The sequence below is a fragment of the Sphingomonas sp. MMS12-HWE2-04 genome (genome assembly GCF_044881185.1).
Lineage (GTDB): Bacteria > Pseudomonadota > Alphaproteobacteria > Sphingomonadales > Sphingomonadaceae > Sphingomonas.
Genome location: NZ_CP173254.1, coordinates 596,579 through 621,559, shown reverse-complemented (window position 1 = coordinate 621,559; position 24,981 = coordinate 596,579). Strand labels below are relative to the sequence as shown.

Annotated in this window: 20 protein-coding genes; 9 read left to right on the top strand and 11 right to left on the bottom strand. The window is 66.6% G+C overall.

Going from position 1 to position 24,981, the window contains the following annotated elements; all coding sequences use genetic code 11:
• Positions 1-46: 46 nt before the first annotated feature.
• Positions 47-763 carry a hypothetical protein gene (locus AB2M62_RS02790; protein WP_404337615.1) on the bottom strand — a complete coding sequence of 239 codons (717 nt, stop codon included), beginning with the start codon at positions 761-763 and terminating at the stop codon, positions 47-49.
• Between the two features lie 37 nt (positions 764-800).
• Between AB2M62_RS02790 and AB2M62_RS02785 the strand changes: the two genes are divergently transcribed.
• Positions 801-1,274 carry a hypothetical protein gene (locus tag AB2M62_RS02785; RefSeq protein WP_404337614.1) on the top strand — a complete coding sequence of 158 codons (474 nt, stop codon included), beginning with the start codon at positions 801-803 and terminating at the stop codon, positions 1,272-1,274.
• Between the two features lie 73 nt (positions 1,275-1,347).
• On the opposite strand, the gene AB2M62_RS02780 is transcribed toward AB2M62_RS02785, so the two are convergent.
• The 7 genes from AB2M62_RS02780 to AB2M62_RS02750 form a co-directional block, all read right to left on the bottom strand.
• Positions 1,348-2,757 carry a M16 family metallopeptidase gene (locus AB2M62_RS02780; protein ID WP_404337613.1) on the bottom strand — a complete coding sequence of 470 codons (1,410 nt, stop codon included), beginning with the start codon at positions 2,755-2,757 and terminating at the stop codon, positions 1,348-1,350.
• A complete protein-coding gene (locus AB2M62_RS02775; protein WP_404337611.1) occupies positions 2,757-4,166 on the bottom strand; it encodes a M16 family metallopeptidase in 1,410 nt (469 codons plus the stop codon). The genes AB2M62_RS02780 and AB2M62_RS02775 overlap by 1 nt, the downstream gene beginning before the upstream one ends.
• A gap of 67 nt (positions 4,167-4,233) precedes the next feature.
• Positions 4,234-5,097 carry an energy transducer TonB gene (locus AB2M62_RS02770; protein ID WP_404337609.1) on the bottom strand — a complete coding sequence of 288 codons (864 nt, stop codon included), beginning with the start codon at positions 5,095-5,097 and terminating at the stop codon, positions 4,234-4,236.
• A complete protein-coding gene (locus AB2M62_RS02765; protein WP_404337607.1) occupies positions 5,094-5,957 on the bottom strand; it encodes an energy transducer TonB in 864 nt (287 codons plus the stop codon). Before AB2M62_RS02765 ends, AB2M62_RS02770 begins: the two co-directional genes overlap by 4 nt.
• Positions 5,958-6,055: 98 nt before the next feature.
• Positions 6,056-6,457 (bottom strand): hypothetical protein, encoded by a 402-nt coding sequence (locus AB2M62_RS02760; protein WP_404337605.1) that lies wholly within the window; start codon positions 6,455-6,457, stop codon positions 6,056-6,058.
• A gap of 876 nt (positions 6,458-7,333) precedes the next feature.
• Positions 7,334-9,262 (bottom strand): CocE/NonD family hydrolase, encoded by a 1,929-nt coding sequence (locus AB2M62_RS02755; RefSeq protein WP_404337604.1) that lies wholly within the window; start codon positions 9,260-9,262, stop codon positions 7,334-7,336.
• Positions 9,263-9,380: 118 nt separating this feature from the next.
• Positions 9,381-10,607 carry a hypothetical protein gene (locus AB2M62_RS02750; protein ID WP_404337602.1) on the bottom strand — a complete coding sequence of 409 codons (1,227 nt, stop codon included), beginning with the start codon at positions 10,605-10,607 and terminating at the stop codon, positions 9,381-9,383.
• Between the two features lie 492 nt (positions 10,608-11,099).
• On the opposite strand from AB2M62_RS02750, the gene rpoB reads away from it, so the two are divergent.
• From rpoB to AB2M62_RS02710, 8 genes are all read left to right on the top strand, one after another.
• On the top strand, positions 11,100-15,245 hold the full coding sequence (gene rpoB, locus AB2M62_RS02745) for a DNA-directed RNA polymerase subunit beta (protein ID WP_404337600.1): 4,146 nt from the start codon (positions 11,100-11,102) through the stop codon (positions 15,243-15,245).
• 81 nt (positions 15,246-15,326) lie between these two features.
• Positions 15,327-19,607 (top strand): DNA-directed RNA polymerase subunit beta', encoded by a 4,281-nt coding sequence (gene rpoC / locus AB2M62_RS02740; protein ID WP_404337599.1) that lies wholly within the window; start codon positions 15,327-15,329, stop codon positions 19,605-19,607.
• A gap of 209 nt (positions 19,608-19,816) precedes the next feature.
• The gene (locus AB2M62_RS02735) at positions 19,817-20,056 is read left to right on the top strand and encodes a hypothetical protein (RefSeq protein ID WP_404337597.1); all 240 of its coding nucleotides are present in this window, start codon (positions 19,817-19,819) and stop codon (positions 20,054-20,056) included.
• 708 nt (positions 20,057-20,764) lie between these two features.
• Positions 20,765-20,974 (top strand): cold-shock protein, encoded by a 210-nt coding sequence (locus AB2M62_RS02730; RefSeq protein ID WP_404337595.1) that lies wholly within the window; start codon positions 20,765-20,767, stop codon positions 20,972-20,974.
• A 67-nt stretch (positions 20,975-21,041) separates the two neighbouring features.
• Positions 21,042-21,242 (top strand): hypothetical protein, encoded by a 201-nt coding sequence (locus AB2M62_RS02725; RefSeq protein WP_404337593.1) that lies wholly within the window; start codon positions 21,042-21,044, stop codon positions 21,240-21,242.
• Positions 21,214-21,480: a hypothetical protein gene (locus AB2M62_RS02720; RefSeq protein WP_404337591.1), complete on the top strand. Its 267-nt coding sequence runs from the start codon at positions 21,214-21,216 to the stop codon at positions 21,478-21,480. Before AB2M62_RS02725 ends, AB2M62_RS02720 begins: the two co-directional genes overlap by 29 nt.
• A 40-nt stretch (positions 21,481-21,520) precedes the next feature.
• Positions 21,521-22,027 (top strand): DUF1993 family protein, encoded by a 507-nt coding sequence (locus AB2M62_RS02715; protein ID WP_404337589.1) that lies wholly within the window; start codon positions 21,521-21,523, stop codon positions 22,025-22,027.
• A 2-nt stretch (positions 22,028-22,029) separates the two neighbouring features.
• Entirely contained in the window at positions 22,030-22,890 is an 861-nt protein-coding gene (locus tag AB2M62_RS02710; RefSeq protein WP_404337587.1) for a 2-dehydropantoate 2-reductase, read from the top strand.
• On the opposite strand, the gene AB2M62_RS02705 is transcribed toward AB2M62_RS02710, so the two are convergent.
• Genes AB2M62_RS02705 through modA form a run of 3 tightly spaced genes read right to left on the bottom strand, consistent with a single transcriptional unit; the run spans position 22,887 to position 24,941 of the window.
• Positions 22,887-23,498: an ATP-binding cassette domain-containing protein gene (locus AB2M62_RS02705; protein WP_404337585.1), complete on the bottom strand. Its 612-nt coding sequence runs from the start codon at positions 23,496-23,498 to the stop codon at positions 22,887-22,889. The two genes, AB2M62_RS02710 and AB2M62_RS02705, sit on opposite strands and share 4 nt — an antisense overlap.
• Positions 23,488-24,177, bottom strand: coding sequence for a molybdate ABC transporter permease subunit (gene modB, locus AB2M62_RS02700; protein WP_404337583.1), 690 nt, complete (start codon positions 24,175-24,177; stop codon positions 23,488-23,490). The genes AB2M62_RS02705 and modB overlap by 11 nt, the downstream gene beginning before the upstream one ends.
• The gene (modA, locus tag AB2M62_RS02695) at positions 24,177-24,941 is read right to left on the bottom strand and encodes a molybdate ABC transporter substrate-binding protein (protein ID WP_404337582.1); all 765 of its coding nucleotides are present in this window, start codon (positions 24,939-24,941) and stop codon (positions 24,177-24,179) included. Before modA ends, modB begins: the two co-directional genes overlap by 1 nt.
• Positions 24,942-24,981 lie beyond the last annotated feature (40 nt).

Sequence of the window (24,981 nt, the reverse complement as noted above, 5' to 3'; positions counted from 1 at the left end):
GGGCGATGCCGCGGCCCAGTGCGCGCGACGCCGCGGCCCGCTGGGCTTATGCGGCGGCGGCCGCCCTGGCGATGTAGCGCGTCGCGGCGAGTTGCGGAATCGCCTGGGGGCCATCGAGGCGGAACGGGCCGAGCTTGCCGCCCTGCCCCGGCGTGCCGACCATGAAATCGGCGCCGAAGCGGCGGATGCTGATGCCCGCGCGCCAGCGCAGGTCGATCATCACGATCGGCACGAAGATCGCGCGCCCGCCGATATCCACGGCATGGATCTGCGCGCGCGGCAGCGCCAGGCGCACCGGCATGCGTCCGCCCGCGCCCGCGGCGAGATCGAACGCCTGACTCCCCGGATCGACCATCGGATTGCCGTGAAAGCCCGCGATATGGCGATCCTGTTCCGGGCTCGCGCTGATCAGCGCGAAGGTCGGGCGGATATTCTCCGCGGCGCCCGGCTGGCGGTTGCCGATCAGCAGTTCGAACTCGAGCAGCACCTCGCTGGCGCCGATCTCGATGCTTCGCGGCTGCAGCGCGAGTTCGAACGGTTCGCTGGAGGCGGGTGCCGGCGGCGTCAGGCCCGGCGGCGGCGAGGGGCGCGCCGGCGCGGCCGGCACGCGCGGGGGAGCCGGCGCCGCGGCGGGTTCGGGTTCGGGCGCGGGCACGGGCAGCGCGGTCTCTAGCGTGTCCTCGCGTCGCCGGAGCAGGCGGATCGCGGCGAAGATCAGCGCCATCCCGGCCGCGCCCGCCAGCGCCCAGATCCAGGCGGGCACCCCCGGTTCTGGGGGCGGTGCAGGCTGGGCGGCCACGGTGGGTAGTGGGGCCGGCAGCGGCGCAGCAGTTGCTGCGGCGCTCGGCGCGGGGCTGGGCACGATCCCGGCCGACATTGCCGCGGGAGTGGCGGGCGTCGCCGCAGGCGTTGCCGTCCGCGCCGGCGCGGACGCGGCGGGGGTCGCGCGCGGCGCGGGTCGGGCCGCTACGGCCGGCGCGCCGGTCGCGCGCGGGGTCGGCTGCGCGACCGGCACCGGAGACGGCGGCGCCAGCGGCGTCGGGGTGGGCGTCGGCCCGATCGTGAAGCGCTCGGGCACGACCCCCGGCAGCGTCGTCACCGTCGGGCGCGCCGAAGACGGCAGCGGCGTCGGCGTTTGCGCTGGCGGCGCGGTGGGAGACGATTGCTGCGCCTGCCCCGCCGACGCGGCGAGTGCCGCGCCTGCGAGGCCGGTCAGCCTGACGATGCCGTTTTTGCCCAAAAACACGTCTGATGCTTTACGCAGTCCAACCTGAATTTCACCTGCACGCGGCGCATTTGCGCAACCGCTCGGCCCGAAAGCGGGCCGCGGCGGGCTCGCTCCTGCGCTCAGGGCACCTTGACCGTCTCGATCGGCAGGCCCTTGAGCTCGGGAAGCGCTTTCAACTGCGGCTCGACGGTCTTGAGATCGCCGAGCACCACCAGCGTCATCTTGTCGAGCGGATAGGCTTGCCGGGCCGACGCCGTCATCGCTTCGGGCGTGACCGCGAGCACCGCGGGGACATAGCGCTCGGTCCAGTCGGCCGGGAGCCCGAGCACGTCGCGCGTAACGAGCGTGCCCACCACTGCGCCCGAGGTCGAATTCTGGATCGCGAAAAGCCCGGCCATATAGGTGCGGATGCCCTTCGATTCCTCGGCGGTGACGGGCTCGGTCTGCATCCGGCGGATCTCCTTGAACACTTCGCTCAGCGAGGCGCCGGTAACCGCGGTGGTGACGTCGGCCTGGAAGGTCCACAGCGCCTCGCCGGGATGGAAGTCGACATCCGAATAGGGCGAATAGGTATAGCCCTTGTCCTCGCGGATGTTGCGCGTGATCCGCGAGCTGAACGCCCCGCCGAGCAGCGCATTGGTCACGCGCTGGGGGATGTCCTCGTCGCTGCCCGCGGCCGAGGCATCGAAGGCGAGGCGCAGCGTGGTCTGCGGCGCGCCCGGCCGGTCGACCAGGACCACCTTGGGCCCCGGCTGGTGCGGACTGTCGAGCGTGACGATTTCGGGGCCTTGCTTCCAGTTGGCGAAGGCCTTGTCGATCGCTGCCTTTACCGAGGCGGCGTCGAAGCGGCCGGCGACGTAAAGATGCGCGCGGCGCGCACCGAATTGCCCCGAATGGAACGCCTTTACCTGGTCGATCGTGTAGCCGGCCAGCTGCTCTTGGGTCGGCACCGTCCGGCCATAGGGATGGTCCGGGCCGAACACGGTGCGGCCGAGCGCGATATCGGCAAGCGTGCCGGGCTGCGACAGCGCCCCGCTGAGCTCGCGGCTGAGATTGGCCTTGATCCGCGCCAGCTCGCCGGCCGGCAGGTCCGGGCGGATCGCGACGTCGGCGAGCAGCGCGATCGCAGCCGGCGCATATTCGGAGAGCACGTTGGTCGAGATGCCGGTGGTCTGCAGGCCCGCGGCGATGTTGAGGTTGCCGCCCATGCCGGCCACCAAGGTGGCGAGCTCGGCGGACGAGCGTCCGCCCGCCCCTTCCTTCATCATCTCGGCAGTGACGTCCTCGAGCCAGGTCTTGTCGCCCGCAGCGACCCCGCCGGCGCGAACCTGGAGCGACACCACCGTCTTGGGCGCGACGCCATAGGGGATCAGCGTCACCTGCATCCCGTTACGCAACGTATAGGTCTCGGTCGCGGGCAGCTTGAACGGCTTGGGCTCGCCGATTGCCGGCGGCGGCGGGAAATCCTGCGCGAGCGCGGGCGTGGCGGCGGCGAGCGCCAGGAGGCTGGCGAAGAAAACGCGCTTCATCACTTGGCTCCCTTGGGCTTGCCGGGCTTCTTGGCGGCGGCGGCGCCGGGCTCGATGACATAGACCGAGCGGTTGGTCGGCCGCAGATAGTCCTGCGCGGTCTTCTGGATCAGCGCGGGCGTGACCTGGGCGAAGCCCTGCTCGATGCGATTCACTGCGTCGGGATCGTTGTCGAACAGCGCATAGACCGCGAGCAAGTCGATCAGGCCGACCCGCCCGCCACCGTCGATCGTGCCGTACAGGTCCGAGCGCATCTTGGTCCGCGCGCGGGTGAGTTCCTCGTCGGAGACCGGCGCGGTGCGCAGTTCCTCGATGACTTCGTCCACGGCCTTGGTGATCTGCGCGGTGCTGTGCGTCGGATCATGGGTGAAGCTGAAGCTCCACAGCATCGGCCCGCGATAATTGAACATGGTGCCGAGATCGCCATTGATCCCGCCCGAAAGCGCGCCGGTGATCCCGGTCTGCTGGACGAGCTTGCGATAGAGCCGGCTGTCGTCGCCCTGGAGCAGGATCTGATCGATCAGCCCCATCGCATACCATTCGGGCGTGCCGCGTGTCGGAACGTGATAGCCCGCGGCATAGCCGGGCTTGGGGGCCAGCGCATCGACCCGGCTCTTGAACCGCTCCTTGAGCTGGCGCGGCTCGGAAATGTCGGGCTGGACCACCGCGGGCTTCTTGGCGATCGTGCCGAAATATTTCTCGATCGTAGCGCGCGTGGCGTCGTAATCGAGGTCGCCGGCGACGACGAGGACGGCGTTGCTCGGGCGATAGAATGCCTCGGAGAAGGATTTGGCATCGGGCACCGTCGCCGCCTCGATCTCCTTGAGATCGCCGTAGAAATTGTGGCTGTTATACCAATTGGTGTTGGCCAGCATCGGCAGATCGATCCACGGCCAGGTCGAATAGGGCTGGTTGAGCACGTTGACCTTGACCTCGTTGCCCACCACGCCCTGCTGGTTCTTGAGCACGACATCGTCGATCACCGGATTGGCCATGCGATCGGCCTCAAGCCACAGCATCCGATCGAGCGCGCTCGAGGGCACCACTTCGAAATAATTGGTGAAATCGAACCGCGTCGAGCCGTTATTGACCCCGCCCGAATTGGTGATCGTCGTGTCGAACACGCCCTTGGGGGCGTGCTTCGATCCCTGGAACATCAGATGCTCGAAGAGATGGGCGAAGCCGGTGCGCGCCTTGGGCTCCACCCGGAAGCCGATGCCGTAATAGACCCCCACCGTCACCGTCGGGGCAACGCTGTCTTTCGCGAGGACAACCTTGAGGCCGTTCTCCAGCGTGAAATAGCGATTGTCGACGTGCAGCGTCTGGGCCGCGGGCGCTGCGGCCTGGGCATGCGCCAGGGCGGGAAGCGCCGTGGCGGCCAATGCGAGCGCAAGGCTCATTCGCTTCATTCTGATCCCCCTTGGACAATAAGCGCGTGTATTAGCCTAACACCACGGTTCGCGCGTGGGAAGCGGATCAGTTGCCAGCTTGCCACTGCACTTTCTGGACGAAATAGGACCGCACCGCCTTGCCCTGCGCGTCGAGCGCAGGTTCGAATTTGGCACGGCTGCTCACGGCGCGGCAGGTGATGTCGGCGAACTCGTCGGGATTGGTGCGATCGAGCACATAGCAGCCGCCGACCTTGCCCTCGGCATCGATGTCGAGCCGAAACTGGACCATGCCGTTGCGGCCGTTCATCACCGACGCCACCGGATAGTCTTGCGAGGTCAACCATTTATACGGCGGGCTGATCGGCCTGGGCGCGCGCTGGAGCGACGCCTGCACCGCGGGATCATAGCCCCAGCTCTTCAGCAGATTGTTCTGGCAGGCGCGCAGCTGCGCCATCGGCTTGTCGAGCGGACCGAATTCGAGCCGCAACGGCTTCTTGCCGCGTATGGCGATGGTGACGCCGGTGACCGCAGCCTCCTGCGCCGGCGTGACGGGCGGCGCTTCGTCGCCCTCGGCTTTCCACCGCCAGCCATCGAGGCGCGTGGAGGCGAAGAGATAGGCGCGATACTTGCCGTTGCTGCCGGCGATCGCGCCGACTTCGACCGGCCCGCCCTGCAAGCCGAAATCGATCTTCGCCGTCGTGCGGGGCGAAGCGCTCGTCCCCAGCTGCTTGCCGAAGACGCTCAGCGCGAAGCCGTCACCCAGCTCGTAGCGCGTGAACTTGAGCAGGATCGTCGCGTCGCCGGTGCCGAACTGCGCGAGCAGGTTGCACGCGTCCGGGCTGTAATCGACCACCCATTTTTCGGTGCGCGTGAGCTGGGGCGCGTCCTTGGCCGTGGCGACCACTGGGAACGCGGCGACGATCGCGAGGGCGAGGCCAAGCGTCCTCATTCGGGTATCTGCCAGACGACCTTGCGCACCGCGAAGGACCGAACCGGGTGGCCCTCTGCGTCGATCGCGGGACGGTATCGGGCGCGCTGCAGCACCGCCTTGCACGTCGTATCCGCAAAGAGGTCTGGACTGGTCCGGCCGAGGACATAGCAGCCGCCGGCCTTGCCTTGGTCGTCGACGTCGAGGCGGAACTGCACCATGCCGCTCTGGCTCTGCCGTAGCGCCTCCATTGGAAAATCATCTACTTGCAGCCAACGCTCGGGGTCGATCGGCTTTGGCGGCTCGCGCAAATTCGCCTGGACGACGGCATCATAGCCCCAGCTTTTGATCAGGTCCTCCTGGCAGACCCGCATTTGCGCCATCGGCTTGGCGAGCGAGCCGAATTCGAGCCGAAAAGGCTTTTTGCCGCGCATTTCGACGGTGACGCCCGTTACTGCAGCCTCGCTCTCGGCCGTGACCTTTGGCAATGGCGGATCCTTGTACGACCGGAGTTGGGCGCCATCAAACCGCATGGAATTGAACCATACCGTCTTCATCTTGCCGGTCGTCCCGGCGAGCCCCTTGCGCGGCTCGGGCTTGCCGTCCAGGCCGAAGGACACTGTGGCCTCGACCTGCAGATGATCCGACGCCACGCGATTGCCGAACACGGCGAGATCGAATGTGTCGCTCAGATCGAAGCGCGTGATCCGCAGCAGCATCTGATCGTCGCCGGTGCCGAACTGACCGACCATCCGGCACGAATCGCGATCGTAATCGAGCATCCAGCGCCCGGTCCGCTGAAGGACTTCGGGCGCCGTATCGGCCATGGCGGCCGTGGGAAAGGTCGCGGCTAGCGCGAGCGCAAGGCGCCAATGCTTCATATATCGCCCCCAGTAGCGCGTGTTGGCCTAGCATCACGTCTTTACGAGGGGAAGACGCCCAACGGGCAGGGCCGTCCGGCCCCGCCCTCGCGCTTCTGTCAGAAGCGCTGCAGCTTCAGTTCTTCCGCGCGCGCGCGATCCTCGCGCTCCATTCGAGCGGCCATACGCGCCCGGATCGCCTCGAGCGACATTTCCGGATCGGTCGCGCCTTTTGCCTGCGAGTCCGCTGCCTCGGGGCCGGCCGGCGCGATCGCGGTCAGCAGCGTCGTGGCCGCGCCAGTCTCGGCGAGCGTACGGGCTGGGGCTTCAGCCTCACCCGTATCATTGTCGGCAAGGCGCTCAGCCCAACCACGCCGCTGGCGCGCCGCCGGCTTTGGCGGCGCGCGCCGAACGGCGCCAGCGCCTTTCGCGCGCTCGCCAAACCGCAGCATCCGCCGATAGTCGCGATAATGGAAAATCGCATAGACCATACACATCAAGCCCCCGCCGAGGCTCAGCATGATATACCATTTTGCCTCTTCGTGCGGCCGGAAGCGAACGAGCACGAACATCGCCAGGCCAAGCAGGCTCAGCAGAACAAAATATCCGAAATACTCCAGCGCAGCGAGGAGATGGGCACGGGACATTACGATTTTCATGCTTCGTATTCCATGCGCGCATATCCCACGGGCACCTTCCCGCCCAGGCTCTTGCGGAGGCGCGCGCCCGCTACCGTTTGAACACGAAAAGTTTAAGGAAGTCCGAGCAGGCCAAACTAGATTAGTCGTGAACCCATAAACGTCCGCTCCTGGTAGGGCGCCTGAATGTCCGAGATTGGGTGGAAGCTGTCCCTTCTCTTCGTCACCCCGGGCTTGACCCGGGGTCCCGCTTCTTTTTGCTCTTGGCAGGGATCAAGGGCTTTAATCCCGAGCGGCATGATCTGTTCGAGCCTCTCGTCAAACTCCAGAAGAAGCGGGACCCCGGCTCAAGGCCGGGGTGACGGAAACAGGAACGTCGGCAATTGGGGCGAAAGCCGCCAGTCCGCTTTTGGATCGGCCGTCTCACCGCCGAACGGCCGACTATGGGTGGGAAGCGGGCGTTCAGCGATAGCGTGGCCGTTTCGCGCGCCCCTCCCTGCAAGGGAGGGGATGGGGGTGGGTGCGAGCCGAAGGCGAGCCCACCAGCGCCTCGATTAAAGGAAAGGCCGGGCATCGAGCCCGGCCTTTCCTAACCCACCCCTAGCCCCTCCCTTGCAGGGAGGGGAACGGACGTCCGCAATCGGGGCGGAAGCCGCGAGTCCGCATTTTTATGAGTCTACGGCCCAGCACTTGTCGCGGCGAGACGCCGGCGCCCGAGGACGCCGGTATGTCCCGCCACGGTAGTGCGCTTTGCCCGTGCTATCGTTTCGCGCTGCTGGCCGACTGATCGAGCGGCACCACCGGCAGCAGCACGCTGCTCGACTGCGCGCCGCCATAGACCAGCGTCACCGTCGCCTTCTGATAATCGCCGGGCTTGGCGAAGAAGATGTTGTCGACATATTTTTGCGGGTTGCGGTCATAGACCGGGAACAGGCTCGACTGGACCTGCACCATGATCCGGTGCCCCGGCTGGAACACGTGGTTCACCGTGGGCAGGCGGAACTTATATTCCTGCACCTTGTTCGCCGGAATGGCGCTGGGATGCGCGAACGAGTTGCGATAGCGCCCGCGGAAGATGTCCATGCTGATCGGCAGCTGGAACCCGCCCATCTCCTTCTTGGTCGCCACTTCGTCGGGATAGACGTCGATCACCTTGACGACGAAGTCGCCATCGGTGCCCGTGGTCTTGGCGAAGATATCGGCCAGCGGCGCGCCCGAGACGCGGACCGGCGCGGTCAGCGGATCGGTCATATAGGTCATCACGTCGGTGCGGCCGTCGACGAAACGCTGGTCGGTGACGAGATAGGTCGACCAGCGGCCGTCCTGGAAATTGACCGGGCGCGGCAGATGCGGGACCGGCTTGGCGGGATCCGAGACATAGGAGTCCGAGCCCGTGCCGGGCTTGTCGAAGCCCAGGCCCTCGGCGGGCTTGAGGTAGATCGGGGTGAGCTTCTCGCCGCAGCCGGTCTCGCAGGCGAGCGGCCATTTGTTGAGATATTCCCAGCGGTTCTCGCCGGTATTGTAGAAGCTCGCCTTGGCCGGGGTGAAGGCCGGCGCGCCGTCCTTCAGATAGGCGTTGAAGAAGGGCAGCAGGATGTCGCGGCGCGCCTGGAGCGCAGTGTCGCCCTCGAAATTGAGCACGCCCAGCGACGAACCGTTATAGTTGAACCCCGAATGGCGCCAGGGCCCCATCAGCAGGAAGTTGTTGTCGGCCTGGCTGGTCTTCTGGAGCTCTTCCCAGGCGTGGATCGCGCCATACATGTCCTCGTGATCCCAGATGCCCTGCTCCCACAAGGTCGGCACGTTCGAGGGGTTCTTGGCGAGCAGCTTGTCGAGCGCCTGGCCCTGCCAGAATGCGTCATAGGCGACGTGCTGGCTCATCTTGTTCCACGCCGGCAGCTGGTCATAGCCGAACTTCTTGGCCCAATCGCCGGCCGAGCCGACGCGGCGGAAGGTGTCGTAATCGTCCCAATCGGGGCGGTTGGGCGCCTTGCCCTCGCCCTTGTAGCCGGTCTGCGATCCGATCCAGCCGATATTGGCGAGGCGGAAGGCGCCGTGGTGGAACCAGTCGTCGCCCATCCAGCCGTCGATCATCGGGCTCTCGGGCGCCGCGACCTTGAGCGCGGGATGCGGATGGAGCAGCGCCATCACCACGGTGAAGCCCTCATAGCTCGATCCGAGCATGCCGACCTTGCCGTTGGTCTCGGGGATGTTCTTCACCATCCAGTCGATCGAGTCATAGGCGTCGGTGGTGTGATCGACCGTGGTCGGGTTGAGCGGGCCGACCGGCGGGCGGGTGATGACATAATCGCCCTCGGAGCGATACTTGCCGCGAATGTCCTGGAAGACGCGGATATAGCCGTCGCGGACGAACAGTTCGTCGCCCTCGGCCAACGCGTTGACCATCGTGGTGCTCTCGGTCCGCTTGACGCGGCCATTGGCGTTGTACGGCGTGCGGGTGAACAGGATCGGCGCGTTCTTCGCGCCCTTGGGAATGACGATGACGGTGTAGAGCTTCACCCCGTCGCGCATCGGGATCATCGCTTCGCGCTTGATGAAGTCGCCGGGCTGCTCGGGCGGCTGGAACTTGGCCGGAATATCGTTGAACGGCTGTGCCTGCTGGGCGGAAGCAGTGCCGGCGGCGGCGAGCGCGGTTCCGGCGAGCAGAGCGAAGATCATGGTTTTCATTGTGCGACGTGTCTCCCTGAGGAGCACAGCGTAGGCGCTTTGCAGCGCCTATGAAAAGAGCCTGCCCCTTCCCGATGCGGAAAAGGCAGGCTCGTGTTTCCCGAATATGTCGCAGGGGTTAGGCGTGTTCGGGCTGACCGTACAATTCGGCCTCGACATCCTCGACCATGTGCGGACGCGTGGCACCGATCGGGCCGACACCCTCGGCATCCGGAGCCGAGCGGCCGATGCGGAACGCGGCGGACGTGCGACCCTCGCTGCCGTCGGGAAGCGTGTAGCGCGCTTCGGCGACGATCACCGGGTTGAAGGTGCGGCCCATCTCACCCTTGGGCACCGCGAGGTGCGCATCGACGCGGGTGCCGTCACCCGGCGCGATCGTCACCGGGGGCACCGCGGCGTCGTTGCGGCCGCCGGTGAGCATATGCTCCATCTCGGTCGACTCGGCGTCGGCAAGCAGGAAGGTCGAGATGCGGACATCGCGGGCCGCGGTGTCGCCGGCATTGCCGACGGTCAGCTCGACATCGACCACAGCCTCTTCCTCGCTGGTGCCGGCACGGACCGGGCGCAGGCCAAATTCGAGCCACGGACGGTTCGCAACCGGCGCCGGCGCGTCGGCGATGCCGTTCAGGTCCTCGCTCTCGGGCTCGGCAAGCTCGGCTTCGGTATGCGCCTCGCTGACGATTTCCTCACGCAGCTCGGGCTCCTTGCGGGGCACCGGGGCGACATAGGTTTCGCGGACCGGCGTCTCGGCGACGGGCATCGCCGCCGGGGCGATCGGGGCACGCATCACCGGCACAGGTTCGGCCACGACGCGCGGCTCTTCATAGACCTCGTCGGTATAGACCGCCTCGTTGCGGCGGCGACGCATCATCAGCGCGCCCAGCAGGATGGCGCCGAGCACGGCGAGCCCGCCCAGCACCCAGGGCCAGATCGGCGCGCGGGTCTGTTCGGTGGTGGTCGCCGTCGTCTCGGTTACCGGCGCGGCGGGCTCGGGAGCCGGGGCAGCGGCGACGGGCGCCGGCGCAGGCGCGGCCTCAACCGGGGCAGGCGATGCGGGCTGGGTGCTGGCGGCAGGCGCGGCTGCAACCGGCGCGGGCGCCGGAGCGGCAGCGCGGACCGGAGCCGCGGCGCGTGCCGGCGCCGACGGACGCGTCGGGGCAGCGGCGCGGGTGGTGCGGGCCGGGCGTGCATCCGATGACGAGGGCGCCTGGTTGGGCGAACCCTGCATCTGCTGCTCGACCGGCGGCACTGCCTGGACGACCGGCGCGGCCGGAGCGACCTGGATCACCGGCGCGGGCGCGGGTGCTGCCGGCGCAGGCGCCGCAGCGATCGGCGGCGGCGTCACGGTCTGCGGCGCAGTCTCCTGCGCGAACGCGGGGTGGAAAGGAGCGCGGCGCCGATCAACAGCGCGGTGCGGGGGCGAAGCGGGGTGGCTGATTTGTTCATGACGCAGGTTCAATGAGTGGAACCCACGATTCGGTTCATCCCGTGCGGCGAACCGTTAGCCGAAAACGATGAAATCCCCGGTTAATTCGGCATTCATGGCCCTGATCTTGCTTTATCGCGTTTCCGGATTTTGTTCCCTCGCCTCCGTCTTTTTGCGTATGGCAGGTTTGACACTGCGCACCCCCGCGCCTATATCCCGCCTCACAACACAGTTTCGGGAAATGATGCGCCGTCGCGCAGTGCATCGGTCGGATTGGAGCTGAGGTTCATCGAGACGCTGGGAGCTGCCGAATTCCGAACAGGAAGTCGAGCGGCCTTTCCGCGTCTTTTCGCACGTCCCCTGCCCTGGATTTAGGGCCCCGAATTCTGGCTGACGAGGCAAAATACACCCATGGCAACCAAAGCGATCGAAGGCGGCACGCTCAAGCGCCGCATCCGCAAGGTGTTCGGCAACATCCACGAAGTGGTGCAGATGCCGAACCTGATCGAGGTTCAGCGCGAATCCTACGAACAGTTCCTGCGGAGCGATCCCTCGATCGGCTACGTCTCGGGCCTGGAAAAGACGCTGCGGTCGGTGTTCCCGATCCGCGACTTCGCCGGCACCGCCGAGCTCGACTTCGTCAATTACGAGCTTGAGAACCCCAAGTTCGACGTCGAAGAATGCCGCCAGCGCGGCATCACCTATGCGGCGCCGATGCGCGTTACGCTGCGCCTGATCGTGTTCGAGGTGGATCCCGATACGGAAGCCCGTTCGGTCCTCGATATCAAGGAGCAGGACGTCTACATGGGCGACATGCCGCTCATGACCGAGAACGGCACCTTCTTCATCAACGGCACCGAGCGCGTCATCGTCAGCCAGATGCACCGTTCGCCGGGCGTGCTGTTCGATCACGATCGCGGCAAGACGCACGCTTCGGGCAAGTATCTCTTCGCTGCCCGCGTGATCCCGTATCGCGGCTCGTGGCTCGACTTCGAGTTCGACGCCAAGGACATCGTCAACGTCCGCATCGACCGTAAGCGCAAGCTGCCGGTGACGTCGCTGCTCTATGCCCTGGGCCTGACCAGCGAAGACATCCTCAACTATTTCTACAACCGCGTGACCTTCGTCCGCGGCCCGAACGGCTGGCAGATCCCCTTCCAGCCCGAGAACTGGCGCGGCGCCAAGCCGATGTTCGACATCGTCGACGCCAAGTCGGGCGAAGTCGTGTTTCCGGCCGGTCAGAAGATCAGCCCGCGCGCGGCCAACAAGGCGTCGAAGGACGGCCTCGAGACGCTGCTCATCCCGACCGAGGAAATCTTCGGCCGCTACAGCGCCTATGACCTGATCAACGAAGCCACCGGCCAGATCTACATCGAAGCCGGCGACGAGGTTTCGGCCGAGAATCTCGAACTGCTCGACAAGGCAGGCATCGAGCGCCTCGAGCTGCTCGACATCGATCACATCGCCACCGGTCCGTGGATCCGCAACACGCTCAAGGTCGACAAGGCCGAAGAGCGCGAGCAGGCGCTGTCCGACATCTACCGCGTCATGCGCCCCGGCGAGCCGCCGACGCTCGAAACGGCAGAGTCGCTGTTCGCCGGCCTGTTCTTCGATCCGGAGCGCTATGACCTCTCGGCCGTCGGCCGCGTGAAGCTCAACATGCGCCTCGACCTCGACGCCGAGGACACCGTCACCACGCTGCGCACCGAGGACATCCTCGCCGTCGTCAAGACGCTGGTCGACCTCAAGGACGGCAAGGGCGAAGTCGACGACATCGACAATCTCGGCAACCGTCGCGTGCGTTCGGTGGGCGAGCTGCTCGAGAACCAGTATCGCGTCGGCCTGCTCCGCATGGAGCGCGCCGTGAAGGAGCGCATGTCGTCGGTCGACGTATCGACGGTGATGCCGAACGACCTGATCAACGCCAAGCCGGCCGTGGCCGCGGTTCGCGAGTTCTTCGGTTCGTCGCAGCTCTCGCAGTTCATGGACCAGACCAACCCGCTCTCCGAAGTGACGCACAAGCGTCGCGTTTCGGCGCTCGGGCCGGGCGGTCTCACGCGTGAGCGCGCTGGCTTCGAAGTCCGCGACGTGCATCCGACGCATTATGGCCGTATCTGCCCGATCGAGACGCCGGAAGGCCCGAACATCGGTCTGATCAACTCGCTGGCGTCGTTTAGCCGCGTCAACAAGTACGGCTTCATCGAGACGCCGTACCGCAAGATCATCGACGGCAAGGTGACCGACGAAGTCGTCTATCTCTCGGCGATGGAAGAGGCCAAGCACACGATCGCGCAGGCTTCGGCCGAGCTCGACAGCGAAGGCCGCTTCACCGAGGAGCTGGTCTCGTCGCGTCAGGCCGGCGAATTCCTGATGGCGCTGCCCGAGCAGATCACCCTGATGGACGTCAGCCCCAAGCAGCTGGTGTCGGTCGCAGCATCGCTCATTCCGTTCCTGGAAAACGACGACGCGAACCGCGCGCTGATGGGCTCGAACATGCAGCGTCAGGCCGTGCCGCTCGTCCAGGCCGAGGCGCCGTTTGTCGGCACCGGCATGGAAGAGACGGTTGCGCGCGATTCGGGTGCCGCCATCTCGGCGCGCCGCGCCGGCGTGGTCGACCAGGTCGATGCGACGCGTATCGTCATCCGCGCGTCGGGCGACGTCGAGGCGACCGCCTCGGGCGTCGACATCTACACGCTGATGAAGTTCCAGCGCTCGAACCAGTCGACCTGCATCAACCAGCGTCCGCTGGTGAAGGTCGGCGACGTGGTCAATATCGGCGACGTGATCGCCGACGGCCCGTCGACCGAGTTCGGCGAGCTCGCGCTGGGCCGCAACGCGCTCGTCGCGTTCATGCCCTGGAACGGCTACAACTATGAGGATTCGATCCTCATCAGCGAGCGGATCGTGAAGGACGACGTGTTCACGTCGATCCATATCGACGAGTTCGAAGTGATGGCCCGCGACACCAAGCTCGGGCCGGAGGACATCACGCGCGACATCCCGAACGTCGGCGAGGAAGCGCTGCGCAACCTCGACGAGGCGGGCATCGTCTATATCGGCGCCGAAGTGGAGCCGGGCGACATCCTGGTCGGCAAGATCACCCCCAAGGGTGAATTGCCGATGACGCCGGAAGAGAAGCTGCTGCGCGCGATCTTCGGCGAAAAGGCTTCGGACGTCCGCGACACCTCGCTGCGCCTGCCCCCGGGCGTTGCCGGCACGATCGTCGACGTTCGCGTCTTCAATCGCCACGGCATCGACAAGGACGAGCGCGCGATGGCGATCGAGCGCGAAGAGATCGAGCGCCTCAAGAAGGACTCGGACGACGAGCGCAACATCCTCAACCGTGCGACCTGGTCGCGCCTGAAGGAGATGCTGCTGGGTCAGGTCGCGACTGCGACGCCCAAGGGCCTCAAAAAGGGTGCGGCAATCGACGACGAGCTGCTCGACAGCGTCGATCGTCACGAATGGTGGAAGTTCGCGGTTGCCGACGATGCGGTCCAGGCGAACCTGGAAGCGGTGAAGGGTCAGTATGACGAGGCCGTGAAGCGCATCCGCGACAAGTTCGAGGATCGCCGCGAGAAGCTCGAGCGTGGCGACGAGCTGCCGCCGGGCGTGCTCAAGATGGTCAAGGTCTTCGTCGCGGTGAAGCGCAAGCTGCAGCCGGGCGACAAGATGGCCGGCCGTCACGGCAACAAGGGCGTCATCTCGCGCATCCTGCCGGCGGAGGACATGCCGTTCCTCGCCGACGGCACGCCGGTCGATCTCGTGCTCAACCCGCTGGGCGTGCCTTCGCGCATGAACGTCGGTCAGATCTTCGAGACCCATCTCGGCTGGGCGGCGCGCAACCTCGGCATGCAGGTCGCGGCTTCGCTGCAGGAATGGCGCGAGGCCAATCCCGACGCGAAGGCCGGCCAGATGCCCGAGGCGGTCAAGGATCGTCTCAAGACGGTCTATGGTTCGCACTATGCCGACGAGATCGAGGCACGCAGCCCCGAGCAGGTCAGCGAGCTCATCCACAATGTCCGCACGGGCATTCCGATGGGCACTCCGGTGTTCGACGGCGCGCGCGAGAGCGACGTGTCGGCAATGCTGGAGCTGGCGGGCCTCGACACGTCGGGCCAGTCGGTGCTGTTCGACGGGCGCACGGGCGACACGTTCGATCGCAAGGTGACCGTGGGCATCATCTACATGCTCAAGCTGCACCATCTCGTGGACGACAAGATCCACGCGCGTTCGATCGGGCCGTACAGCCTCGTCACCCAGCAGCCGCTGGGCGGTAAGGCGCAGTTCGGCGGCCAGCGCTTCGGCGAAATGGAGGTCTGGGCACTGCAGGCCTATGGCGCGGCGTACACGCTGCAGGAAATGCTGACGGTGAAGTCCGACGACGTGGTCGGCCGCACCAAGGTCTACGAAGCGATCGTCAAGGGCGACGACACGTTCGAGGCCGGCATTCCCGAGAGCTTCAACGTGCTCGTCAAGGAAATGCGCTCGCTGGGCCTCAACGTCGAGTTGAAGAACCAGGAAGAAGAAGACGGCCTCGCCGAGGCAGCGGAATAAGGGACATCGGGCGCCGTCCTTGCTGGCGGCGCCCTTCCCTCTCCGCCGCGCACGAATTTATCCTCCCATGAGGAAACCGAAATGAACGAACTTACCAATTTCGCGAACCCGGTCGCCAAGCCGGAGACCTTTGACCAGATCCAGATCGGCATCGCCTCGCCGGACCGCATCCGCAGCTGGTCCTTCGGCGAGATCAAGAAGCCCGAGACGATCAACTATCGCACGTTCAAGCCCGAGCGTGACGGCCTGTTCTGCGCGCGCATCTTCGGTCCGATCAAGGATTACGAGTGCCTGTGCGGCAAGTACAAGCGGATGAAGTATAAGGGCATCGTCTGCGAAAAGTGCGGCGTGGAAGTGACCGTCTCGAAGGTCCGCCGCGAGCGCATGGGCCATATCGAGCTCGCCGCGCCGGTTGCGCACATCTGGTTCCTCAAGTCGCTGCCGTCGCGCATCGGCCTGCTGCTCGACATGCAGCTCAAGCAGCTCGAGCGCGTGCTCTATTTCGAGAGCTACATCGTCACCGAGCCGGGCCTCACTCCGCTCGAGAAATTCCAGCTCCTCACCGAGGACGAGCTGCTCGACGCGCAGGATGAGTATGGCGAAGACGCGTTCTCGGCCGGCATCGGCGCCGAGGCGGTCAAGATCATGCTCATGGATCTCGATCTCGAGGGCGAGCGCAAGGATCTGCTCGACGAGCTCGCGGTCACCAAGTCCGAGCTCAAGCCCAAGAAGATCATCAAGCGCCTCAAGGTCGTCGAGAGCTTCATCAATTCGGGCAACCGCCCGGAGTGGATGATCCTCGACGTGGTCCCCGTGATTCCGCCCGAGCTGCGCCCGCTGGTGCCGCTCGACGGCGGCCGCTTCGCGACTTCGGATCTCAACGATCTGTATCGCCGCGTGATCAACCGTAACAACCGCCTCAAGCGGCTGATGGAGCTGCGCGCGCCGGACATCATCGTCCGCAACGAAAAGCGCATGCTCCAGGAAGCCGTCGACGCGCTGTTCGACAATGGCCGCCGCGGCCGCACCATCACGGGTGCGAACAAGCGTCCGCTCAAGTCGCTCTCGGACATGCTCAAGGGCAAGCAGGGCCGCTTCCGTCAGAACCTGCTCGGCAAGCGTGTCGACTATTCGGGCCGTTCGGTCATCGTGACCGGTCCGGAGCTGAAGCTGCACCAGTGCGGCCTGCCCAAGAAGATGGCGCTCGAGCTGTTCAAGCCGTTCATCTACGCCCGTCTCGACGCCAAGGGTCTCTCGATGACCCTGAAGCAGGCGAAGAAGTGGGTCGAGAAGGAGCGCAAGGAAGTCTGGGACATCCTCGACGAAGTGATCCGCGAGCACCCGGTGCTGCTGAACCGCGCGCCGACGCTTCACCGTCTGGGCATCCAGGCGTTCGAGCCCGTGCTGATCGAAGGCAAGGCGATCCAGCTCCACCCGCTGGTGTGCTCGGCGTTCAACGCCGACTTCGACGGTGACCAGATGGCCGTCCACGTTCCGCTGAGCCTCGAGGCCCAGCTGGAAGCGCGCGTGCTGATGATGTCGACCAACAACATCCTCAGCCCCGCCAACGGCAAGCCGATCATCGTGCCGTCGCAGGACATGGTGCTGGGTCTTTATTATCTGTCGATGATGAAGGAAGGCGAGCCCGGCGAGGGCATGATGATCTCCGACATGTCGGAGGTCCATCAGGCGCTCAACGCCGGTGCCGTGACGCTGCACACCAAGATCATCAGCCGCGTTCCGCAGACGGACGAGAACGGCGTGATGGCGATGAAGCGCTACGAGACCACCCCGGGCCGCATGCTGCTCGGCGAGACGCTGCCGCAGAACCACAAGGTTCCGTTCGAGACCGTCAACCGCCTCCTCACCAAGAAGGATGTGGGCGACGTGATCGATGAGGTCTATCGTCACACCGGCCAGAAGGAGACCGTGCTGTTCGCCGACGCGATCATGGCATTGGGCTTCCGCCACGCGTTCCGCGCCGGCATCTCGTTCGGCAAGGACGACATGATCATTCCGGACGCCAAGGTGGGCCTGGTCGACGAGACCCGCGCGCTCGTGAAGGATTACGAGCAGCAGTATCAGGACGGCCTGATCACGCAGCAGGAGAAGTACAACAAGGTGATCGACGCCTGGAGCCGTTGCGGCGACCAGGTGGCGGCGGCCATGATGGACGAGATCAAGGCGGTGAAGCGCGATCCCAACACGGGCCGCGAGAAGGACATCAACTCGATCTACATGATGGCCCATTCGGGTGCCCGCGGTTCGCAGGCGCAGATCAAGCAGCTCGCCGGCATGCGCGGCCTGATGGCCAAGCCTTCGGGCGAGATCATCGAGACGCCGATCATCTCGAACTTCAAGGAAGGCCTGACCGTCCTTGAGTACTTCAACTCCACCCACGGCGCCCGCAAGGGTCTCGCGGATACGGCGCTCAAGACGGCGAACTCGGGTTACCTGACTCGCCGTCTGGTCGACGTGTCGCAGGACTGCGTGATCATGGAAGACGATTGCGGCACCGAGCGCATGCTCGAAATGCGCGCGATCGTGCAGGGCGGTTCGGTGATCGCCTCGCTCGGCGAGCGCATCCTGGGCCGCACCACGGCCGAGGACGTGGTCGACAAGGACGGCAAGGTCGTCATCCCGTCGGGCACGCTGCTCGACGAGGCGATGATCACGCAGATCGAAGCGATCGGCGTGCAGGGGATGAAGATCCGCTCGCCGCTGGTCTGCGAAGCCAAGATCGGCGTTTGCGGCAAGTGCTACGGGCGCGATCTCGCCCGCGGTACGCCGGTCAACATCGGCGAGGCTGTCGGCGTCATCGCCGCGCAGTCGATCGGTGAGCCGGGCACCCAGCTGACCATGCGTACCTTCCACATCGGTGGTGCGGCGCAGCTCAACGAGCAGTCGAACCTCGAAGCGCCGGTCGACGGCACCGTCGAATATCGCGATCTGCGCATCATTCTCGATCAGCGTGGCCGCCGCGTGGTGCTCAGCCGCTCGGGTGAAATCGCGATCGTCGACATGGACGGCCGCGAGCTCGCGGTGCACCGCATCCCGTACGGCGCCTATGTGCTGTTCGACGATGGGCACATCGTCAGCGCGGGCGATCGCATGGCGGAATGGGATCCGTTCACCATGCCGGTGATCACGGAAAACCCGGGCATCGTGAAGTATGTCGAGGTCATCGACGGCAAGACCATGTCGGAGCAGGTCGACGAAGCGACGGGCATCGCCCAGCGCGTCATCACCGAAAACCGCGGCGCTTCGGCGAAGAAGGAAGATCTTCGTCCGCGCCTGACCCTCACCGGCGACAGCGCCGAAGAGGCCGGCCGCTACATGCTGGCGCCGGGTGCGGTGCTCTCGGTTGAGGACGGCGCGCAGGTGCAGGCGGGTGACGTTCTCGCCCGTGTCAGCCGCGAATCTGCCAAGACCCGCGACATCACCGGCGGTCTGCCGCGCGTCGCCGAGCTCTTCGAGGCCCGCAAGCCGAAGGAGAATGCGATCATCGCCAAGGTCTCGGGCCGTGTCGTGTTCGGCAAGGACTACAAGGCCAAGCGCAAGATCGGGATCATGCCCGAGGACGGCGGCGAGGTCGTGGAGTATCTGGTTCCGAAGTCGAAGGTGATCGACGTTCAGGAAGGCGACTACGTCAAGCGTGGCGACAACCTGATCGGCGGCAGCCCGGATCCGCACGACATTCTCGAGGTGCTCGGCATCGAGCCGCTCGCAGAATATCTCGTCTCGGAAATCCAGGAAGTCTATCGACTCCAGGGCGTGAAGATCAACGACAAGCACATCGAGGTGATCGTTCGCCAGATGCTGCAGAAGGTCGAGATCATCGAGAGCGGCGACACCACCCTGCTGGTGGGCGAGCAGCTCGATCGCGCCGAGATGGACGAGGTCAACTCCAAGCTCGAAAAGGGCCAGGCTCCCGCGGCCGGCAAGCCGATCCTGCTCGGCATCACCAAGGCGTCGCTGCAGACCCGCAGCTTCATCTCGGCGGCGTCGTTCCAGGAGACCACCCGCGTCCTCACCGAGGCCGCCGTGCAGGGTAAGCAGGACACGCTGATCGGCCTCAAGGAGAACGTCATCGTCGGCCGGCTGATCCCGGCGGGCACCGGCGCAGGCATGAACCGCCTGCGCGTGGCGGCAACGTCGCGCGATGCGGCGCTCCGCGTGGCGCAGAAGAAGATGCAGGAAGCCACGCTCATCGCGCCGGCTTCGGCAGCGGAACTCCGCGCGGCCGAGAACGCCCGCAGCGTTCGCGACAGCGGCGGCACCGGCGACGATGCGCTGGCCAGCGTGGTCCCCTCGGGCCACGGCACCGACGCCGACGCCGGCGAGTATCTGAACGAGGAGTAATCCCCGTTCAGACGCTTGCGCGCTGAAACAGAAAAGCCGCCGTCCGAACCCCGGACGGCGGCTTTTTCTTTGGCGCGCGGCTAGATCGAGGGAAATCACGACGGTCCAGAGGCGTTGAGCCGCGTTCTGACGCCCTCTCGCCCGCCCGCAGGCGTTGCCAGCGTCGGGCTTTGCTGCGACGGAGCCCCCTCACAATCAAAGCGAGATCGATGAAGAATATTGCCAAACTGCTCTGCGTTGTCCTGATCGCGGCAATCGTCATGTTCGGCGGGCGCTGGTATATGTATGTCGCCAATTCCGAAACGCCCTATGACGAAGTAGGCATCACGCTGAACGGCTATATGCCGGCCCCCCTGCGCAGCTGGGGCTGCACCAAGCTGCAGCAGCGCTTCCCCAACCAGCTTCCGCCGCTAGGCTGCGCGGGTCCCGACGGTCGCAGCTGGGCGTAAGCCCCCCTTCCAGACCCGGGCGAGCTAGCTGCGATCATCGTGCGTCATCCCGCTAGACCGCACCCGGGGGCGAGAGTGCGTCGCTCGAAGCCGCAGCCACACCGCAGGGGGATATCGCCCCCGATCCCCGTGGGCCGGAAGAACAAATATTGAACAATCGCGACGCCCCACCATATCGCATGCGCGGGACCGCCCCTCTTTGAATCCGTCGAGCCGATTAACGCCGGCCTGTTCTCAGGCCGCGCCGATATGCCGCGCACCGGCCGCATGCCTGTCGCGCCGACGGCGCACGCGCGTCGCCAGAGTGGCGCGCATGCGTCGCGGTGCGGTCGCCCGGGTGGCGCGCTGCCGTCGCTTCGCCGGCGCGAACCCGCAGCGTCGCAGGCGCTTTGGCGGTGGCTGGGGTCACCGCTCCCCTTTTTGGTGTCAACTCTGTCAACCGAGCCGGCCTGCCGGCCGCTGGGAAACGGCGAAAACGCTGTCCGCTGGGAGCGCGCCACAACTGCGACCTTTGTGACTTTCCGGCCATCGCCGGCCGCGCATTGCGCCGACGCCTTGCAACTGGGCCGATGCGCCCCCATATCGAGCGTCGCTACAGTCGCACATCGACGGTCTACGGCGCTTTGCGGCCCCTTTTTCCTTCTTTCTGCCCCTTGCAGCACGAGGAGTCCGACGCTCGGATTCCCGGATCTACGAAGGAAATATCGAATGACTATTCAGGGCACCGTCAAGTTCTTCAACGCCGACAAGGGTTATGGCTTCATTGCCCCCGATAACGGCGGCCAGGACGCGTTCGTGCACATCACCGCGGTCGAGCGGGCTGGCCTCGCCACGCTCAATCAGAACCAGCGCGTGACCTACGAGCTCGAGCCCGACAAGAAGGGCAAGATGGCAGCGGTCAACCTCCAGGCCGAATAAGCCGGAGCGTTCTCCCCGGGCGGCGCCGATCCGGCGCCGCTCGACCTCTTTTTCGGGAGACGACCAGATGGCAAAGCTGACCGACAGCTATCGCGACCACGCCGCCAAGGCGCAGGAAGCGGCCGACAGCGCGACGCTGGAAAATGTCCGCGAGCGCAACCAGCGCGCGGCACAGGCATGGACCGAGATCGCCGAACGCCACGAACGCACCGAGCGCGCCCGCGCGCAACGCGAGGGAAATGTCGGCGTATCCCAGCACGCCGAGTGAGGGTTTTCTCCTCGCCGCCCCCCTATCTGCCGGGTTTCTTCGCGCGCCCGTCGATCGACGGAGCCGCGCCATCGAACCGCGCCTGATCCTCGCCTTCGCGCTGATCGCGGCCATGGTTCTCGGCATCGCCGCAACGCTCGGGGCAGTCAGCTGGCGCGCCCGCGAGCAGCGCCGCTACATCCGCTCCAACTATTCCCAGCGCCGTCGCAACCTGCTCGGCTTCTGGCGGCGGCGCTAATGCGCTTCCCATTGGGCGATGCTGCTCCTAGGGAAACGCCATGGCCAGCGAACTCTATGATCTGAGCGTCCCCGCGCTGCTGCGCGGCTTCACGGCAATGTCGGGCTTTCTCGACAAGGCCCGCGACTGGGCCGATGCCAATGGCGTCGCCCATTCCCAGCTGCTCGAGGCGCGACTGTTCGACGACATGGCGCCGCTCACCGGCCAGGTGCAGCGCGCCAGCGACGCGGCCAAGTTCGCCGCGGCCCGTCTGGGCGGCGTCGAGGCGCCGTCGATGGCCGACAGCGAGACGAGCTTCGCCGAGCTGCAGGACCGCATCGCGCGCACCGTGGCCTTCCTGAAGACCGTGCCGCGCGCCGCGATCGACGGCCGCGAGGATGCCGATATCGAAGTGAAGACGCCGTCGCGCAGCCTCCACTTCAAGGGCCTGCCCTATCTCACCGGCTTCGCGCTCCCCAATTTCTATTTCCACGTGACTACGGCCTACGCGATCCTGCGCCACAAGGGCGTGCCGATCGGCAAGATGGACTATCTGGGCGGGATCTGAGCGTGGCGCGGATCGCGGTCATCGGTGCAGGCGCGATTGGCGGCACGCTCGCCGCCTGGCTGGCGCAGACGCATGACGTCACCGTCTGCGCCCGCTCGCCGCTCGACGATCTCGAAGTCGAGACGCCCGAGGGCCCGATCCGCGCACGCCCGCGGATCCTTGTCGATCCCGCCGCTGCCGCGCCGGTCGATTGGGTGCTCGCCACCACCAAGACCTATGATTGCGCCGGCGCCGCGGCCTGGCTTCCCGGGCTGATGGGGCCGGACACCCGGCTCGCGGTGATCCAGAACGGCGTCGAGCACCTCCAGCGCTTTCCGATGGTGCCGCCCGAGCGCACCGTGCCGGTGATCATCGACTTGCCGGTCGAGCGCACCGCGCCGGGACGGATCGTCCAGCGGCGCAACGGCAGCATCCTCGTGCCGGAAGGCGCCGAGGATTTCGTCGCACTGTTCGACGGCACGATCCTCGCCGCCGAGACCACGCCCGACTTCATCACCGCGGCATGGCGCAAGCTCGCAATCAATTGCTCGGGCATCGTCAGCGCGATCACGCTGCGCCCCGCCGAAGTGGCGAATGATCCCGAAGTCGCCGAAGTGATGCGCGGGCTGGTGCGCGAGTGCATCGCCGTCGGCCGGCTGGAGGGCGCCGATCTCCGCGATGGCCTGGCCGACAAGGTGGTCGAATGGACCCGCCGCGCCCACCCGGACTCGGTCAATTCGCTCCACGCGGATCGGCTGGCGGGCCGGCCGATGGAGCTCGACGCGCGCAACGGCGTGATCGTGCGGCTGGGCGAGAAGCACGGCATCGCCACCCCGCTCAACCGCGCCTGCGCGGCGCTGCTGGCGGCGTCGGCCGCGGTCTAGAGCTCGACGATCCGGTTGCCGAGGCGTTCGGCCTCGCCGCGATCGTGGGTCACCATCAGCATCGGCAGGCGCAGCGTATCGCGCAACCGCTCGAGCAGCCCCATGATCTCCTCGCGCCGGGCGCGATCGAGCGAGGAGAGCGGTTCGTCGAGCAGCAGGAAGCGCGGGTTGGCGAGCAGCGCGCGGCCGATCGCTACCCGGCGGGCCTCGCCGCCCGAAAGCGTGCGCGGCCACCGGTCGAGCAAGGGCGCGAGGCCGAGCAGCGCGATCGTCTCGTCGACGTCGACCGCGCCCTCCCCCGGCCCCCAGCCATAAAGGAGATTGGCGCGCACGCGACGATGCGGGAACAGGCGCGGCTCCTGGAAGACATAGCCGGCGCGGCGGGCCTCGGGGGCAATGTCGGTCGCCGTCGCCGCATCGAACAGCGTCTCGCCGCCGACACGGACATGGCCAGTATCCGGCGCCAGCAGCCCGGCGACCATGTTGAGCACGCTGGTCTTGCCTGCGCCCGAGGGGCCGAACAGCACGGTGACGCCGTCGCCGGCCTCGAACGCGCAGGCGATTTCGGTATCGCCCAGCCGGCGCGTGACCGAAACGTCAAAGGACATGCAGCCCCCTGCCCGCACGCCGCGCGACAAGCTCGGAGACCAGCAGCGCCGCGAGCGAGAGCAGCACCGATATGCCGGCGAGCCGTAGCACCTGCGCCTCGCCGCCAGGCATCTGCAGCGCGGCATAGATGGCGAGCGGCAGCGTCTGGGTCTCCCCCGGCACATTCGAGACGAAGGTGATCGTCGCGCCGAATTCGCCCAGTGCCCGCGCAAAGCCGAGCACCAGGGCGGCGATCACCCCCGGCAGCGCGAGCGGGAGCGTTATCGTCCAGAAGGCGCGCACCCTGCCCGCGCCGAGCGTCCGCGCCGCCTGTTCGAGCCGCTGATCGACCGCCTCGATCGACAGCCGGATCGCGCGGACCATCAGCGGCAGCGCCATCACCGCCGCGGCGATCGCGGCGCCGGTCCAGCGGAACAGCACGGTCGCGCCGAACCAGGCCTCCAGCCAGCGCCCGACCGGCCCCGCTGGGGCGAACGCGAGCAACAACAGCCAGCCGGTCACCACCGGCGGCACGACCAGCGGCAAATGGACCAGTCCGTCGACCAGCAGCTTGCCGGGGAAGCGGGCGCGGGCGAGCAGCCAGGCAAGGGCAAAGGCGATCGGCAGGCAGGCGAGCACCGCCACCCCGCCCACCTTGAGCGACAGCAGCACGATCCCCCATTCCTCGGGCGTCAGCATCACAGGCTGGTGAAGCCGTAGCGCGTGAAGATCGCGCGTCCCTCGCGGGATAGCAGGAAGCGGCGGAAGGGCTCGGCGTCGGCGCTGGTCGAGGCTTTGAGCCGCGCGATCGGGTAGCGGATCGCCGGATGGCTGTTCGCCGGGAACATGCGGATCGCGCGCACCTGCGCCGAGGCGCGCGCATCGGTGGCGTAAACCACACCCCAGCGCGCCGCGCCGCGCTCGACCAGTGCGAGCGCCGCGCGCACGCTCTCGCCGCGCACGACGCGCGGCGCGACGGCCTGCCACAGGCCGAGCCTGGTCAGCGCCGCCTCGCCATAGCGTCCCGCCGGCACGGCGGACGGATCGGCCATCGCCACACGGCCTTCGGCAAGGAGGCGTGCGAGCGGCACGGTCGCCGCAGGCGCCGCAATCGAGGCCGGCTGGATCACCACCAGCCGATTGCCGAGAAACGCGGCGCGGCTGCCCGGCACGATCAGCCCGCGCTTCTCGATATCGTCCATCCAGGGTTCGTCGGCGGACAGGAAGAGGTCGGCGGCGGCGCCCGCCGCGATCTGGCGAGCGAGCGCCGAAGACGCGGCGAACGACAAGATCGGCCGGGCATGCCCCTTGGCCGTCCAGACCTCCGCGGCCTTGGTCAGCGATTCCTGCAGGCTGGCCGCGGCGAGCACCAGCGGCGCGCGCGGCGCGGCGATCGCTTTTCCTCCCGCCAGCGCTGCGACCCCAAGCCCCGCGAGCAGTTCACGCCGATTGATCGCCACCATATGCTTCTCCAAACCCTGCCGCGCTATGCGGCAGAGCGTG

Coding starts and splice junctions, on each gene's coding strand:
- AB2M62_RS02780 (WP_404337613.1), bottom strand. CDS start 2,757: ATGAAGCGCGTTTTCTTCGCCAGCCTCCTGGCGCTCGCCGCCGCCACG.
- AB2M62_RS02775 (WP_404337611.1), bottom strand. CDS start 4,166: ATGAAGCGAATGAGCCTTGCGCTCGCATTGGCCGCCACGGCGCTTCCC.
- AB2M62_RS02770 (WP_404337609.1), bottom strand. CDS start 5,097: ATGAGGACGCTTGGCCTCGCCCTCGCGATCGTCGCCGCGTTCCCAGTG.
- AB2M62_RS02765 (WP_404337607.1), bottom strand. CDS start 5,957: ATGAAGCATTGGCGCCTTGCGCTCGCGCTAGCCGCGACCTTTCCCACG.
- AB2M62_RS02760 (WP_404337605.1), bottom strand. CDS start 6,457: ATGCTGAGCCTCGGCGGGGGCTTGATGTGTATGGTCTATGCGATTTTC.
- AB2M62_RS02755 (WP_404337604.1), bottom strand. CDS start 9,262: ATGAAAACCATGATCTTCGCTCTGCTCGCCGGAACCGCGCTCGCCGCC.
- rpoB (WP_404337600.1), top strand. CDS start 11,100: ATGGCAACCAAAGCGATCGAAGGCGGCACGCTCAAGCGCCGCATCCGC.
- rpoC (WP_404337599.1), top strand. CDS start 15,327: ATGAACGAACTTACCAATTTCGCGAACCCGGTCGCCAAGCCGGAGACC.
- AB2M62_RS02735 (WP_404337597.1), top strand. CDS start 19,817: ATGAAGAATATTGCCAAACTGCTCTGCGTTGTCCTGATCGCGGCAATC.
- AB2M62_RS02730 (WP_404337595.1), top strand. CDS start 20,765: ATGACTATTCAGGGCACCGTCAAGTTCTTCAACGCCGACAAGGGTTAT.
- AB2M62_RS02725 (WP_404337593.1), top strand. CDS start 21,042: ATGGCAAAGCTGACCGACAGCTATCGCGACCACGCCGCCAAGGCGCAG.
- AB2M62_RS02720 (WP_404337591.1), top strand. CDS start 21,214: ATGTCGGCGTATCCCAGCACGCCGAGTGAGGGTTTTCTCCTCGCCGCC.
- AB2M62_RS02715 (WP_404337589.1), top strand. CDS start 21,521: ATGGCCAGCGAACTCTATGATCTGAGCGTCCCCGCGCTGCTGCGCGGC.
- AB2M62_RS02705 (WP_404337585.1), bottom strand. CDS start 23,498: ATGTCCTTTGACGTTTCGGTCACGCGCCGGCTGGGCGATACCGAAATC.
- modB (WP_404337583.1), bottom strand. CDS start 24,177: ATGCTGACGCCCGAGGAATGGGGGATCGTGCTGCTGTCGCTCAAGGTG.
- modA (WP_404337582.1), bottom strand. CDS start 24,941: ATGGTGGCGATCAATCGGCGTGAACTGCTCGCGGGGCTTGGGGTCGCA.